Source organism: Streptomyces sp. JH14 (genome assembly GCF_029428675.1).
Lineage (GTDB): Bacteria > Actinomycetota > Actinomycetes > Streptomycetales > Streptomycetaceae > Streptomyces.
Window position 1 is genome coordinate 285,632 of record NZ_JAJNEL010000002.1, and the last position, 14,712, is coordinate 300,343.

At 68.2% G+C, this 14,712-nt stretch carries 7 protein-coding genes; all 7 read right to left on the reverse strand.

What is annotated here, in order from left to right:
- Positions 1 to 123 precede the first annotated feature (123 nt).
- The 7 genes from LRD69_RS30850 to LRD69_RS30880 all read right to left on the reverse strand — a co-directional run bounded on the left by LRD69_RS30850 (position 124) and on the right by LRD69_RS30880 (position 14,653).
- Positions 124 to 1,884 (reverse strand): Hsp70 family protein, encoded by a 1,761-nt coding sequence (locus LRD69_RS30850; RefSeq protein ID WP_277330132.1) that lies wholly within the window; start codon positions 1,882 to 1,884, stop codon positions 124 to 126.
- Complete coding sequence (locus LRD69_RS30855) at positions 1,881 to 2,867, reverse strand: hypothetical protein (RefSeq protein WP_277330133.1); 987 nt, start codon at positions 2,865 to 2,867, stop codon at positions 1,881 to 1,883. Before LRD69_RS30855 ends, LRD69_RS30850 begins: the two co-directional genes overlap by 4 nt.
- A complete protein-coding gene (locus LRD69_RS30860) occupies positions 2,864 to 4,606 on the reverse strand; it encodes a hypothetical protein (RefSeq protein WP_277330134.1) in 1,743 nt (580 codons plus the stop codon). The genes LRD69_RS30855 and LRD69_RS30860 overlap by 4 nt, the downstream gene beginning before the upstream one ends.
- Positions 4,606 to 10,071 carry a DEAD/DEAH box helicase gene (locus LRD69_RS30865; protein ID WP_277330135.1) on the reverse strand — a complete coding sequence of 1,822 codons (5,466 nt, stop codon included), beginning with the start codon at positions 10,069 to 10,071 and terminating at the stop codon, positions 4,606 to 4,608. The genes LRD69_RS30860 and LRD69_RS30865 overlap by 1 nt, the downstream gene beginning before the upstream one ends.
- Positions 10,068 to 11,060 carry a hypothetical protein gene (locus LRD69_RS30870; protein ID WP_277330136.1) on the reverse strand — a complete coding sequence of 331 codons (993 nt, stop codon included), beginning with the start codon at positions 11,058 to 11,060 and terminating at the stop codon, positions 10,068 to 10,070. Before LRD69_RS30870 ends, LRD69_RS30865 begins: the two co-directional genes overlap by 4 nt.
- Positions 11,057 to 13,117: a hypothetical protein gene (locus tag LRD69_RS30875; protein WP_277330137.1), complete on the reverse strand. Its 2,061-nt coding sequence runs from the start codon at positions 13,115 to 13,117 to the stop codon at positions 11,057 to 11,059. The genes LRD69_RS30870 and LRD69_RS30875 overlap by 4 nt, the downstream gene beginning before the upstream one ends.
- A 462-nt stretch (positions 13,118 to 13,579) precedes the next feature.
- The gene (locus tag LRD69_RS30880) at positions 13,580 to 14,653 is read right to left on the reverse strand and encodes a DUF3644 domain-containing protein (RefSeq protein WP_277330138.1); all 1,074 of its coding nucleotides are present in this window, start codon (positions 14,651 to 14,653) and stop codon (positions 13,580 to 13,582) included.
- Between the last annotated feature and the right edge of the window lie 59 nt (positions 14,654 to 14,712).

The window sequence follows — 14,712 nt, forward strand, 5'->3', positions numbered from 1 at the left end:
TCACGTGATCGGAGTCCTGCGTCGGCGGCCATAGACGGGATCCATCGGCTGCCGACACCTGCCGCAGCAGTGGAGCGAGCTACCGGCGCACCCAGAAATTGCCCACCAGAGTCCAGAGGCTGGTCAAAATCCCCCCGTCACCACGCCCTGCGGCTCGCCGTTGACCGTGACGGCCGGATCGGCCTCCACCACGCGCACGGACATGTCGATCGGTGCGGGGCGGGCGTTGGCTGATTCAGCTGCCGAGAGGTGTCGGACGTTGGAGGAGCCGTCGGCGAACGGGCGGACAGTGTGGGCCAAGAGGCGGGTCAGTTCATCTTCGAGGCCGTGCTGTAGTGGGGTGCCGTCGGGGCCGAAGGAATCGATCTCACGCTCGGCGAGCTGCTTGCCGGTGGCCGCGTGGGTGGCGGTGAAGCGCAGGATGCCGCTCTCGTTGTAGCGGAACTTAATCTCGATCTTGTTCCGGCGGATGTCCTGTTCGCGGGTCGGGAGATCCACCTCGATGTTGGCCAGGGGGAAGGCACGGTCGCTGTCGGCCGGGTAGCCGACCTCGCCCTCGATCACCGGCACGCGCACGAAGGAAGCGCCCGGCGTGTCCGGGTAGAAGTTGCCCGAACCCTCCGCGGGGAGCGTGGCATTGCGTCGGATAATGGCGCGGAAGCCCTTCTGTTCGCCCGCGCTCACAGCCGTACCCAGGTCATAGCTGGTCACCAAGGAGAAGTCTCTGTCGTCGCCGAGTTCGCCGTCGAGGGAAGCCGCATAGATAGCTGCACCCCGGGCGACGGCGGTCATGGGTCGGCACAGGCCGCTGTCCACGATGCGATCGTGGCCGAGAAGCTCACCCAGGGCATGACGCACCTGGGGGATCTGCGAGGTGCCGCCAATCATCAGGACGGAGTCGATGTCGTCCGAGGTGATGGCCAGATCTTCCAGAGCCTGCTGGACCGGCTCCAGGGCGCGGGTGATGAGCGAAGTGATCGCCTCGGTGTACTCGGCCGCGGTGATCCTGACCTCACGCCTCGAGATCGAGGGGGCGAGGCCGATCGGGAGGTCGAAGAAGAGCGCGCCGTCCACTGGCACGGAGGACAAGGCGATCTTCGTCAGCTCGACCGACCGGCGCCACCGGCGTCGTTCAGCCTTGGTGAGCCGGTCCGCGGTCAGGCCGATCTTCTGCTGGATCAGCTGGGCCAGCGCGTTGTCGAACTCCAGGCCTCCGAGGGCGGTGATGCCACGGGAGGTCTGCTCCTCGAAGAGGCCGTCGTCGTATTCGAGGACGGTGACGTCGATGGTTCCGCCGCCCCAGTCGAAGACGAGGAAGCGGCCGGGGATCGGGACGTCGTGGGCGTACGAGATCGCGGCCGCGGTGGGCTCGTTGAGCAGGGCCCGGACCTTCACTCCGCCGAGCGCTGCCGCGGCACGGGTGCGGTAGCGGGCGCCACCCGTGGCGTTGGCGGGGACCGTGACGACCGCGTCGGAGAGGTCGAGCAGTTGGGCGGAGACGCCTTCCTTCATCCGGCTGAAGAGGGAGGCGGCCGCGACCGTGCTGTGGAACTTCTCCGAGCCGACCCAGACGTGGTGTTCCTCGAGCTGGGCTGCGACCTCGAGGCCGTCGGTGTCGCCGTCCTTCTCGGCACCGGAGCGGGTGCCGAGCATGCGCTTCACGGCGTCGAGCGGCTCGCTGGTGCCGGTCTTCGCCTCCCAGCCGAAGCAGAGAGTGCGCTGGAGGTCGCGGACGGACAGCGCGGAGGGGAAGAGTTGCTCGAACTCCGACATCCGCCACTGGGCGGGCACGTTGTCGCCGTCGACCGGCAGCACTTCGGTGGTGTGCCCGTTCCAGCGAGCAACAACCGAGTTACTCGTACCGAAGTCGATACCAAAACTCATCGCGTGCCTCTCTGGTTCATCTGCTTGCTGGCCGCAGCACGCAGCGACTGCCTATAACTCGTTGTCTTCGGCACGCGCCCACCTGTCGTCACATCCGGTGAACCAGACGTAGACCAGGCACCGCCACGCGATCCCTCCTCGAGAATCTCCCTGGCTGGCGAATCCCCAGGCTCCTGTTGAACGCCAGGCGCCTGACCCCGATGAACCTTCTTCTTGTGCGGAGAATCACCAGGATCCCCATTGAGGCCTTTCCTCTGCTTTTTAGCTGCCTCCGTATGCGTGGTCCTGCGCTTCTGCCCCGGCTTCGCCTTCTCCGCTGCAGGTACCGGCAATGGATTCTTGGGAAGGGCTTTGAGCCATCCACGCTCAACAAGCTTTCCAGATTCACTGTCCACGTAAGCCGGTGCTGCAACTTCGTATACAACCGGTCCACGGCTCATAGCCCCAGGTGGATCTTCCACTACATTGAACTGTGAATGATCGTCGGCCTTCCAGACAATCTCCAGGCCGGCCCGCGACAACTCATGGTCGATTCGCGCCAATACCACCCTAAGACTCTTGGACTCCAAGGTCTGACGATGAATAGCAGCCAACTGGGCCAAATGCACTTGACGGGTCCTCATCCCTTCCATCACACCGCTCCGTACAGAATCGGCAATTTGAGGAAGGACACGTCTCATCAACTCGGACCGGATGACGCCAGCAGGATCACTCTCTGCCTCCTTACCCTCAAGAAGGGCACCCAAGGTCTCAGCTACTCGCTCCAGCTCCTCCTCCACCACAGGCAGGAGTGCTTCATTGATGGACTTGAGAATCGCCGGCGCATCCAGGGCTCCTGCAGCAATCTTAGGAATGTCGCTAGCAGTGAACTTCCAAGGTTGCATATCAGCTGATTTGAGTTCGTCGTTGCTGGAATACGGTTCCTGCCCAGCAAAGGATGCACGCTTTTTCCGGGCTTCGCGCGCCCTGCGACTTCCAGTCATGATGTGCTGCTCTCTGAGTCTTCAAGGGCTGCAGGGTCTTCAGTAGCCGGGGAAAGGCGTTCTGTCGCCCTGGTGATTATTTCTCGGGCCGCCTCGGTACGAGACCACTCGCGGTCGCTGTCCGTGGGCAACTCGGTGAGCCTCTGCAGAGGCTCGGGCGGAAGTTCCAGCCGGTGGCTCGTGCCGGTGGGGTCCTTCCAGCGGTACGGGGCGAGCGGGACGGCGAACGCGGGTACTTCCTGCTGCTCCCGCTCGGCCTTCTCGATCATGTCCTTGGCGCGGTTGATCCGGACGCGGCCGCTGTCCTCGAGTTCCTTCCTCAGGGCTCGCCAGGCCTTCTTCCAGTCGTCCACCCCGTCGGGCACGCCGAGCACCAGATAAGGGTTGAGCGGCTGGTCGCGTTCTCCGAGGCGCCGGTCTTCCAGGAAGCCCCGGTTCTTCCGCAGCATGGCTACGGCGCCTCCGCCGAGTTGGTCCCGCACCGGGGGGCGGCCTTCGGCGTCCTGCTCCAGCAGTTCGAGCGACTCCGTCGTCTCCTGGCCCGCGCGCAGGTAGGCCTGGATGTTCTGGGCCTCCCAGCGCACCGGCTGCGAGTGATGCCGGAGCCTTGCGGCCATGGTGAGCGCCGCCTCCCTCCGCTGCTCCGCCGTCGCGTCGTCCCCGCAGAGGAGGGCACGGTGCATCTGCCGCACGGCTCTGGTCAGGGTCCGGACGCCGATCCAGCCGTTGAACTTCTTGTTGCTCGCGCTGCGCACGCGGGGGTGGACCCGCTCCAGAAGGACCCACAGCCGCTCGTCGGCGACGAGGTCGTCCGGGGCCTCCCCGGTCCGCCGCACCTCGCGCAAGGCGTCGAGGAGCTTCTGTGTCGGTGGAAGGAGCTCGATCCAATCGTCCTCGATGGCCTTGGCCTCGTTGGTCTGCAGTCTCACCAGCAGGCGCCAGTCCTGCGGCCAGTCACGGCCGGGTTCCGTTCCCGGGCCGGCCTCCCGGCGTTCCCGTTCCAGAGGCCAGGCCAGTAGGTCCATCTCCTCGTCGGTGAGGGACGCCGGGTCCAGGCGGGCGCGGAAGTAGGCGGCACGGGAGGTGCCGTCGCGCTCGGGGACCGCGCCGATCCACTCCTCGTCGATGTAGTCGTCGAGAAGCGGCCGGGGAAGCTTCGCCAGGAGCGCCCTCTGCCGAGGGGCCGGCAGGTTGGTCTCCATCAGGCGACGGTCGTCCTGGTAGATCTGCCACATGCTGCCCGGCTCCCCCAGGAGCGGCAGCGGCTTGTCCTCCAGCAGGGCGCGGGCGCGGTCGTCGAGCCGGCCGTTGAAGACGCCCAGCCCGTGGTCCTGTGCCATGACGAGCAGGGAGACGCCCCGAACCGGGTCGTCCTGCCGGGACGCCGCATCGGCCGCGGCCCGCGCCAGCTTCTGCGCGGAAAGCGTCCCGGTCTCCGCCATCAGCGCGTGGGGCAGCACGATTTCAGCGAAGGAGCGGGCGCGCTCCCAGGCCTCCCGGTCGGCGAATCCTTCGGGGACCGGCTGGGGCGTCAGTGGTTCCAGCGCCGGCTGCTTCTGCGGCGGAACAACCGGAGCGGGGCTGCCAACAGCTTCCGCAGCCTCCGGAGCTTCTCCGACGGTCCGGCCCTGGGCGCGGGCCTGGCGGAGGGCGAGGCGGCGGGTGATCTCGCGCTGCCGCAGCTCCTCCAGTCGGGCCTGCTCGTCGTGGCCCGCTCCCAGCGGGGTTCCTGCCGTCATCAGAGCTCCTCCGCGAAGATGCGCACCTGCTCGATCACCGCGGCAGGGGTCCGGTCCAGGCTGTAGGCGTCGGCGAAGGCGATCCTCGCGGCGAGGCCACCGGCACGGACCTCGTCACGAAGGGCCTGGAGCCGTTCGTTCCCGCACTCCTCGGCGGCGGACTCCAGCGGATGCTTGACGGCGACCGCGACGGGCTCGCCGGTGAAGTCCGAGGTGAAGAGCGCCACCGGTCCGGCAGCGGTCACCTTCAGGCTGACGTTGGGCTCCTCATCCGCCCATCCCTTCAGCAGGACGGCGTGCTCGTTCGGATCGATCTGTAGCTTCCGGCCGCGCAGGGCGTCGGTCAGGTCGCGGGCGAGCCGCCAGTCGTACAGCGGGTGGAGGCGCATGTTGGAGTAGTCGCGCAGGCAGGCGTAGCAGGAGCTGCGGCAGTTCTGCGCATGATGGTCGGCCTCCAGGTCGTGCACGTACCGGTCGACCGCCCGGAGGAACTCCTCGATGTGTTCCTCCGAACCGAGGTAGGTGCTGAAGCCGGCGCCGTTGTCGAGGCTGTCCGCCAGGTAAGCCATGACGGGAGCCGCCACCGGGGCGTCCGAGCCGTGGATGCCGCTGAGGAGTTCCTCCGGCTGCACGTCCAGGTGCGGGGCGGCGGCACGGCGCAGCAGGGCAGCCAGCGAGTACCAGGCGGCGCGCCGGCCGTGGTATGCCTCGGGGAAGCGGTCGATCTGCTGGGACTTCGAGATGTCGAAGCGGAGGCCCCGGCTGGTGTCGAGGGCGTCCTTGGCCCCGATGAAGAGCATGTCGGTGTGCTGGGTAGCGCCGAGGGCGATCTCCAGGTCGGCTTCCGCCTTGGGGTGGTCCAGAGCGACGTATCCGCGCCACGGGCCGGTGTTCTTGACGAACCGGAAGAGCTTTCCGGCGTTGGTGTTGACGATGTAGCGGTCGCCGCTTCCGGTGTGGACAACCATCCAGTCGTCGGCGGCACGGTGGATGCGCGGGGCGGTCTTCTCCAGGTCGGTGGCGGTCCGTGCGCTGGTGGCGTTGGAGCCGAGCTCCCGGTAGCCGTCGTAGTCCCGTGCTTCGTGGGCAGCCCGGAAGCCTGCGGGCTCCCGGAAGGGGACGGCCCTGTAGTACTTGCTCTCCGCGCCGCAGGCAGGGCAGGTGCCGGCGCTCCCGGTTTCCGCGTCGACGACGGCCTGCGGGTCCACGTGGGAACAGATCCGGCACATGGCGACCAACTGTTCTGGCCCGAACGGGTCCTCGGCAGCCTGCACTCCGCGACCGCTCGGGACGAGGGAGACCACTCCCCTGGAGCGGAGCAGACGGCCGTCCTGCGGGGTTTCGCTGCCCGGTGCGAACTTGCTGAGGGCGACGGCCAGGTCGCGGTTTACGGAGTCGGCCGGCGGCCAAGGGAAGGTCTTCTGCGGGATGCTCCGGTAGAGGAGGCGGGAGCGCGTCGGGAAGCCGAACATGGGCAGGAGACCCGCCTCTGCCAGACGCTGGCTGAGGTCGGAGTGGCCGACCGTCCGGGCCGCCACCTCGTCGACCTGTCCGAGGAGTTCGTCGATGGCGGTCACCGGGTCGATAGCGGCGATGCTCTCCGGTGTTCCTGCGCGGAGGGCGGCGGCAGCGGCTTTGACGCGCTCCGGGCGCTCGGCGATCCAGCGACGGACGGCACCGCGATGCGTCGGCCAGTCGGCGGCGAGGCCGAACTGTCCGTGGACGTTGGTCGTCATGTCCGGCCCCTTCCGGCGGTCCTCCGGCTGCAGGGGCTCGAAGGCCTGGCGCAGGACCTCTCCCAGCAGGACCCGCCGGAAGACGGAGACCATGCCGAGGACCAAATAGGGCGGCGGAGTCGGATCGTTGGTGATGGCTTCCGGGCGGGCGAAGTAGTGCTCGTCGTGACTGCGGCCGCGGCAGACGGTGAGGGCCACGGCGACCGGGCTGTTGCGGCGGCCCGCGCGCCCCACCCGCTGCTGGTAGTTGAAGCGAGTGGGTGGCATGTTGGCCATGATCACGGTGTTGAGGGGACCGATGTCGACACCGGCCTCCATGGTCGTGGTCACGGAGAGCAGTTCCAGGCCGTCCGCCTGCGGGACGTCGTTGTCGCCGAGGAAGACGTCCTGGAAGAGGCTCTGCCGACGCTGGGCCTCCAACCGGTCCGTCTGACCGGTCAGCTCCGCGGTGCGCAGGGGAAAGCCACCGGTGCGGTGGGCGGCCTTCCACGCGTAGTAGTCGTCTTCGAGGACTCCGCTGTACTGCTGGGGCAGATCAGGCAGCGGGGTCAGGCACTTGGTACACAGCCCCGTGCCCGGGTGAAGGTGCGGCCGGTGGCAGGAACGGCACGTCCAGGTCTTGTTGTCACCGGGGCGGAGCGCTACCTTCTCCGGCTTGACGACGTAGTCGACCACGGCGTCCTTCCAGACGCCGAGCACAAGGTCCTCGATCGTCTGCACATCGGTGCCCTGGCGTTCGGCGACCTGCTTCCAGAAACGCTTCAGAGGCGCAGGCGGCCTCTGCAGAGAGGCACGTATCCGGGCGAAGCGCCGCATCAGGCCGAGAATACGCAGACTGGCACGCGCCACGGCCTGATCGCTGTCCAGACCGATCTCCAGAGGCGAGCGGTCGTCGCGCAGGCAGAGCCAGCCGAGTCCGAGCGATTCGAAGTCACGGCCGCCACCGGAGAACAGACTACCGACGGTCTCGAGGCGGAGACGGGAGCGGATGCGGTTGAGCAGTTCCTCCTGAGCCTGGGTCTCCACCACGGCTTCCCGGTCCCGCTCCCAGTTGTAGAGCGCGGTCCAGGGCTGTCCGGCCGAGGTCTGCTGGAGCGAGGCCGCGGGACCGGCGGGGTTGGTGCCGTACTTCAGCAGCATGCCTTCGAGGTCGGAGGCGAGGTCGTCCAGCGAGGGCAGTTCGGAGAACTTCCGCTCCAGGTCGGGCAGGAGTTCCGGTTCGGCGTCGAGGTCGTCGGCAAGGATCGCCTTCAGACGCCCCCAGTCCGCCGGATTGCGGTCCCGCAGCCGCTCCATTGCGGCACGGGCGCCCGCACGATCGGTGGGCTCCCCGGCGTAGTGGGCCTTCACCAGTTGAAGGTCTCCGAATGGATTCCCCTGGTTCTCGACGGCCTGGGCGCTGAGCAGGCGGAGAAGGTCCTGGTGGTGGCGGAGGGCAAGGCCGCTGGCGAGTTCGGAGGCGTCGTCACGGCTGTCGGAGAAGGCAATCGCCTTGCGCCTGCCGTCGGGAAGGTGGCCGAGGGCTTCGGTCACCAGCACCTGGTTGATCTTGTAGAAACCGGTGCGCATCCGCCGGACCGGCGCGTTGCGCAGCCGGTCAGGAGATTCCAGCGGGATGAACCGGCCGTCCCGGTCGTACTTGATCTCCCAGTCGTCGCCGCAGGCGGGGCAGCGAGTGGGGAAAGCCTGCAGCCGGGCTGGGTCGTAGGCCGGCTTCTTGCCTTCCTTGTCCAAGGGCACGGAGATGTGGAAGGACCATCCGGAGTGCTGCACGTCCCGGTTCTCCAGGCGGCCGGTGGCGGGCTGGTAGGCGCTGCGGCGGAACTCGAACTCGACCTGCGGCCCGCCGTCGGACAAGCCCGCGTGCCAGTCGGGGCCGTCGAGGCCGAGGCCCTTGGTGCGCGGCCAGTACACGACGTAGTTCGCGGCGGTGGGTGCGCCGCTGGCTTCGTCGGGGAGTAGGTCCAGGTCCGGGAAGTCGGTGTGGAGGGCACCGGTGAACTTGCGCCGCTGGGTGTCCTTGGGGCTGGCGTACCCGCCGAGCATGAGGTCGCCGCAGGCCTGGCAGGAGAGGAGCTCCAGTACGCGGGCACCGCAGGTGCAGCGGGACGTGGGATCGGCGAAGAGCCGGCCGACCCGCCGTTCGGGACCGTGTTCCACGGGGATGTCGGGGCAGTTCGGGTCGGAGCAGGCCCAGATGCCCTCGATGTTCCGGAAGAAGAAGTGGGCGCGGAGCTGGGGAAGTTCGGGGCCCTGGGCGGAGCCGAGTACGCGCAGCACGCCGTGAAGTGCCTCCTGGCGCTGTTCCTCGGGGACGTCCGGGAAGAGGTTCTTCGCCAGTGCGGGGGCAGGCAGAGCACGAGGCTTGCCATCTGGGGTGAGTGCGCGCTGGAGCGCCGGGCCAAGACCGGTCTCCCGGGCCAGGACGACGGCTTCGTCCTGGGTGACGGGGGCCTTCGCGGCCTGCGCGAGGCGTTCGGCGTGGGCGGCCAGTCCGCCCTCGCCGTGGATCTCGTTCGCTTTCCCGGGGATGATCACGCGCCGGGAGCTGGGCAGGGCGAAGAACCCGTCGAGGAACTCGTCGTCCCGGCCGGCCTCCAGAGAGGCGGACGCGGCGAGTACACGGAACTTCTCGGGGCTCTCGTCGAGACCGAGACGGTGGCGGAGGTTGCGCAGCAGGTAGGCCACCTCGGTGCCGGCCGTGCCGCGGTACATGTGGAGCTCGTCGAGGATCAGGGTGAAGCAGGCGTCCGGGGTCTCCTCCAGCCACTTCCTCGTGGCGCTGAAGACGTGCTCCTCCTGCTTGCGAAGCAGCATGATGTTCAGCATCGAGTAGTTGGTGACCATGATGTCCGGCGGTGCGGCCTGCATGTCCCAACGGGCGTGCATCTCCGCTCCGCCAAGGCGCGGGATGAAGGGCCGCAGCTCCTCGTCGAGCTTCTCGTCGGCCTTGCGCTGCCGTTCCTGGACCTCCCGCAGGTACTGCCGGAGACGGAAGTTCGCCGGCTCGGAATCGCGGCTACCGGAGACGGGGGTGGCTCCGGTGTAGCGGCCGAAGTAGAAGCGGTGTCCGTTGCGCTTCCGGTCCAGCCATTCGTGGGCCTCGCGGCTGTCCAGTGACTTCCGGAGCCGGACCAGTTGGTCGTCGGCGAGGGCGTTGGTGGGGTAGAGGATCAGCACGCGCATCGCGGCAGGGTGCCCCTGCTCGCTCTGACGGCTGGGCACGTAGTCGCCGTCTCCCCGCCACCATTCCCGCTGCATCGCACGGGTGCCCTGCCAGTGGGCGGACTCGGCGACCAGGTCGGCGAGGACGGGCAGCAGGAAGGACTCCGTCTTGCCGGAACCGGTGCCTGCGGTGACCACGAAGTCCTTGCCCTCGCAGGCGGCGACCAGGGCGTCGTGCTGATGCTGGTAGAGGCTGGTCACGCCGTCGGGGAGCGTGAAGCGGGCGAACTCGGCCGCGTCGGGGTGCGCCCCCGCTTCGGCGAAGGACTCTGCGATGCCGACGCCCCGGGAGGCGTACCGCGGGCGCAGTTCGATCAGCGGGTCGCGCCAGGCCCCGTTGTCCCGGTCCAGGAGATTGCGCCGTTCCTCCATGACGGAACGGTCATCGACGCCGAAGGGGGTGTCGTAGTAGCGGAAGAGTGCGCTGCGCAGGTCGTCGAAAGTGCCCATGACGTCCTGGACATCGGTGTTCGCCACTGCCGCCGTCTGCTGTTCGACGCTCACTTGGTCCTCCCGCCGGTGGCCGCCACCGGTCGCGGCATGGTCTCCAGGCTCTGCTGCAGCGAGGCCGCGATCGCCTCGGCGAGCGCCCTCGGCACGTTGTCGTACGCGCGGGTCTGCGTCTGCTTGCCCACCGAGGGCGGGAAGCCGCTGCACAGGACGGCCGCGCGCTCGTGCAGGGCGGGCAGGGGCGCATACCGGTCGACGAGGAGTCGGCCGATGCCCGCACGGCCCTTGCCGGATTCCGGCCGCCAGCGCATCGCGCCGACGCGGTGGCGGGCGAGTTCCAGGTAGACGCCCGTCTCGCGTTCGACTGTATGGAAGACGCCGTTGCGTCGGACGCGGGTCAAGCGCGCGTAGTCGGCTCCGCGCCACCGGTACAGCCCGTCCTCGTCGTCCCTTTCCACGGGGACGAACCGCTGGAGGCGCAGCTCGTACTTCTCCAGCGTGTTGGCGGTGCTCCCACCGGGCGGTGCCGACTCGGGGCCCGGCGCCGCCTGCGGAAGCAGTTCCGTCAACTGCAGGGCGGCGCAGGGAACGTAGCGGGCCCCGAGGAACTCCGCGGCTTCCTGCAGGGTCAGCGGGTCCTCGTACTGGAACAGGAGGGTGTCGGGCAGCGGGGCCTCACCGGCCTCCGGCGTGTGAGGGACGGTGATCAGCTCCATCCACTCCTGTGCCGCCTCCTCGACGCGCTTGCTGATCTGCTCGGTGCGCGCTCCGGTCAGCACCGCGAGGCCGTCGGCGTGGGGCAGCCTGGTCAGCACCGGCGGGGCCACCGACCATCGGTCGGCGCGCAGGTCCACGTCGATGAAGCCGAGGGCCGCGGCCTTGCGCATCCAGTCCCAGTCGGCGTACTCCTTCAGCTCCAGGCCCCATGCCTGAGCCTGGCTGCGGACCCCGTCGCGCAGTGCGGACGCCTTGCCGCCGCGGCTCTCGCTCAGCCAGCGCAGGAGGATTCCGCCGAACTCGTTGTTGCTCATCGGTCCCGTCATCGGTCCAGCTCCTTCGCTGCCTGCACGTACGCGGCCCACGAGGGCTCGACGGACGCCTGCTGGGCGTTGAGGACGGCACGGGCCCATGCCCGCGGGTTGCCGGCGCTCGTCGGCTTCGGCTTTCCGGAGTTCACCGGGCGGCCCTTCCAGCGTCCGCTCCGGCGCTCCAGGAGCCAGCCGCCGATGCCGTGGAAGCCGGCCTCAAAGCGGAGCGGGGCAGGAGTGTCGGGGAGACGTTCCGTCCACCAGTCCGGTTGCTCCGGGGCCTCCAACGTCCACAGCCGTCCGTCGGCCGCCGCGAAGAGCACCTCGTCCGCGTCCCGACGGCACAGCTCCATGACGGCTGCCGCGTCCTGGGTGGTGGCGCTCGTGCAGTCGGCGCCGGTGATGCCGGTCGGCAGGGTCTGCTCGACGAGAAGGGAGGGTGACTCCGAGGCCTTGCCGTCCACAACGGTGAAGCCGCAGACCTTGGTCATCTTCGGCTCGACGACGGCCTGGTCCGCGGTGGCGAAGTCGATCTCCACGCCTGCGTAGCTCACCGTGTGCCGGCCCGGCTCCAGGCGGAGCACCGCCAGGGGGACGGGGCGGCCCGTGGCGATCGCCTTCCTGAGCTCGGGCCGCTCTTTTCCGTCGATCAGGAGGGTGCCCGTGCCCTCCGTGGCGTCCGGGAGGACTACCTGGGGCTCGCCTCCCCGCATATACAAGTGGGGATCGAGTGAAGGCGCGAGCTTCAGTCCGCCCTCGAGGCGGAGCTTGAACTGGGCCGGGGGCTGCAGGAGGCCGACCGCGCCCTGGACCTCCTGGAGCGCTCGGCGCAGGGTGACCGCGTCGTCGAAGGTGACGGGTTTGTGCAGGGACCAGCCCTGCGGCACCCAGGCCAACTTGCTGGTGTCGGCGCTCCGGCCCGTGGTCGCGGCCTTGTCCAGCAGCCGCTGCACGTCCCGCTGTGCGGTCGGGGCAGCGAGCACCACGTGTGCCTCTCCCGGGCGGAAGCCGTCGGTGCCGGCCCAGACGCCGAGCACGTCGTCCCGTCCGAGCACCAGGACGGAGCAGGAGGGGCGGCTGAGCACCAGGTTGTCCCCGTCGCGGCGGATTCCCCTGGCGAGGGTCTCCGCGCTCGGGGCGGGCAGGCCCGTCACCTCGTAGTAGGCGGTGTCACCAAGCTGCTCCAGGCCGACGCCGCCCTTGAGCTCGATGCGCTTCTTCTGCTCCGCGGACCGCAGGCGTGCCACCCAGCTGAGACGCCCCGCGTCCAGCCGCACCAGGAGTTCGGCCCGGGTGACACCGGTGGGCACCAGCTCGTCCGAACCATCCCAGGAAGCAGCGTAGTTGCCGATCAGCTTGGCGAGGAAGGGGCGGAACTCCGCTTCCTGCAGAGTGTTGCGGAAACCCTTGGAGAAGTGCCGCTCCATCCCCCGGATCTCGATCTGGGCCAGCAGCGTCTCCCCCGGCAGCGGCCAGGTCGTGCCGTGCTCCCGCAACGACCGGAAGAACTTCGGCATGAAGGACCGGTCCGCGCCGCTGAGGAGCGCCTGGGACTGGGCGAACCCGATCATGCTGCGGTTGGAGGGCAGGTCGGCGGGGGCGGGAATGGTGCAGATGCCCCGCCCGCCCTTCTGGCTGTGCTGCCAGGAGGCCAGCACCTGCCACATGCGGGAGATGGGCTCGTAGTGGTGGCTGCCCAGTTGCTTCTCGTGGCCGGTCAGCAGCTCGGAGAAGCGGGCGTGGTAGGCGGTGGCCCGGTGGTTCCGGTCGTTCACCATCCGGGACGCGGCCATCACCGAGCAGGCCAGCAGCGGCAGGAAGGCAGGCACGCCGTCCTTGTCCTGCTGCCGCTTGCGCCAGCGGTAGTCCTCCAGCGCGCTGTACGGTTCCGCGGTCCCCAGCCGCAGGAACTTGCCCACGCACTGGGCGAGGGGCTCCTCCATGCCGTATCCGTGCCTGAGTTCCTGCTCCACGTCGTCGTCCACGTAGAACAGCGTCGGGTGGCCGGCGTGCTGCCGTCCGAAGAACTCTTCGGCCAGCACTTCCTGCCAGGCCTGATATGAATGGTCCACTCTGTCCCCAATAGAGAGGGTCCGATGCCCCGTCCGTGAAATCCCGCGAGCATGGAACGTCTTGCGCATCACGCGAGCCCGCCGCGGACAACGGGCCGCCGTCAAACGCCTCCTGGCCCGCCGACCCGTCGACCTGACAGCCCTCGACTGTCACCGTCCCGCGCAACTTAACGCCGCGCAACAAACGAAGGCGTATCCGCTCATCCCCCACCACGTTCAACGAAAGATCCAACGCAGCGCCTGCACAGTAGACCGGAAACCGGACATCAACTGCAGGTTCCCTGCAACCAAAGGCTACCTGTGAAGATGATGTGTGGAAACCAAGGGGATTACCAACTGCTCCGCTGTCGGGGCGGCGCGATCCGGGAAGCAAGGCCCCTGTGACACTTGCCGCCCGCCCCCGGGCGATCGCCCCGGCGACTGCTGTCCCGCCCCTCCGATCCCCTCGAGAGGCGAAGCCTTCTACGCCGCCTCCTTCGACGCGGTTACCCCCGTCCTCATCCGCGGCTCCCTGCCGAAGAACGCACGGTACTTCTCAACCGTCCCGATCTCCTTGACGATCTTCCTTATCCATGCCTGGGTGTAGACGTATTCGTTGAAGGCTTCGTTGTACGTGCAGTACCTGGCGTCGGTGGCATACGGGTCGCCGGAACCCTTGACCGGACGGACCTTCAGCCGCTTCCACATCGCCACGTGCTCGATGTACACGCTGAACCGGAACGGCAGTTGCTCCTCGACCCGTGCAGCGACCTGCGCCGGGCGCATCCTGTTCAGGTCCGCCACTTCGACGTGGCGGTCCCTGGTGATGACGGAACCATCCCGCCCAGCCTCGACCATGGTGCGACGCTCGTCCTCGCTCAGATCGTCGAGTTTGACGAAGTTGACCGCCAAGTCGGCGTCCGTCTTGGAGCCGGTGATAGGCACCAGCCGTACGCGGTAGTCGTACCTGGGGTCGTCGAGGACGGACGGATCGATGCCTGCCTCGTACCTGGCCACCAGGTCACGGGTCTTCCTGGGCAGCTCCCTGGCGACCTTCCGCATCTCCTCGTATCCATCCGCGGTCAGCGCCTGGACAGAGAGCGGGAAGCGGAGCCGGTCGGCGAGGCTGTAGCCGGCGCCGAAATGGCCTGTCATTTCCTGTTCGTAGTTGATCACGTAGGCCTGCGCCCTGCCGCCCGTGGCGATCCTCAGGTTGTGCTCGTAGCGGTGTTCCACCTTGTTGCGCAGGGCGACGAAGAGTTCCGCGTTGAGGCGCACTGTGTCGCCGCTGTTGGGAAAGCGCTCCTTCAGGCACTTCTCGAGGTCCCAGGCCTTGGGTTCGCCGTCGATCATCTGGTGGCGGCCGGTCTTGGCGTCCCGGTAGTGGTAGTCGATCTTGGCCATGTGGAACTCCGCGTGGAGCAGGTAGTGCCAGGCCTTGTGCATGTGAGTGAGGAAGTCGCTGTAGTCGCCGCTGGAACTGTTCCATTCGTCGAGCGCCTTGAGGGCGTGACGCTGGGACTCCGTGAGGATGTGGTGCCACCGGGGATGTGCCATGAAGAGCGTCGCTCCTTTCGTCCGGGGAGGGGGAGGTCGGTTCTCGGGGTGGTAAGGCT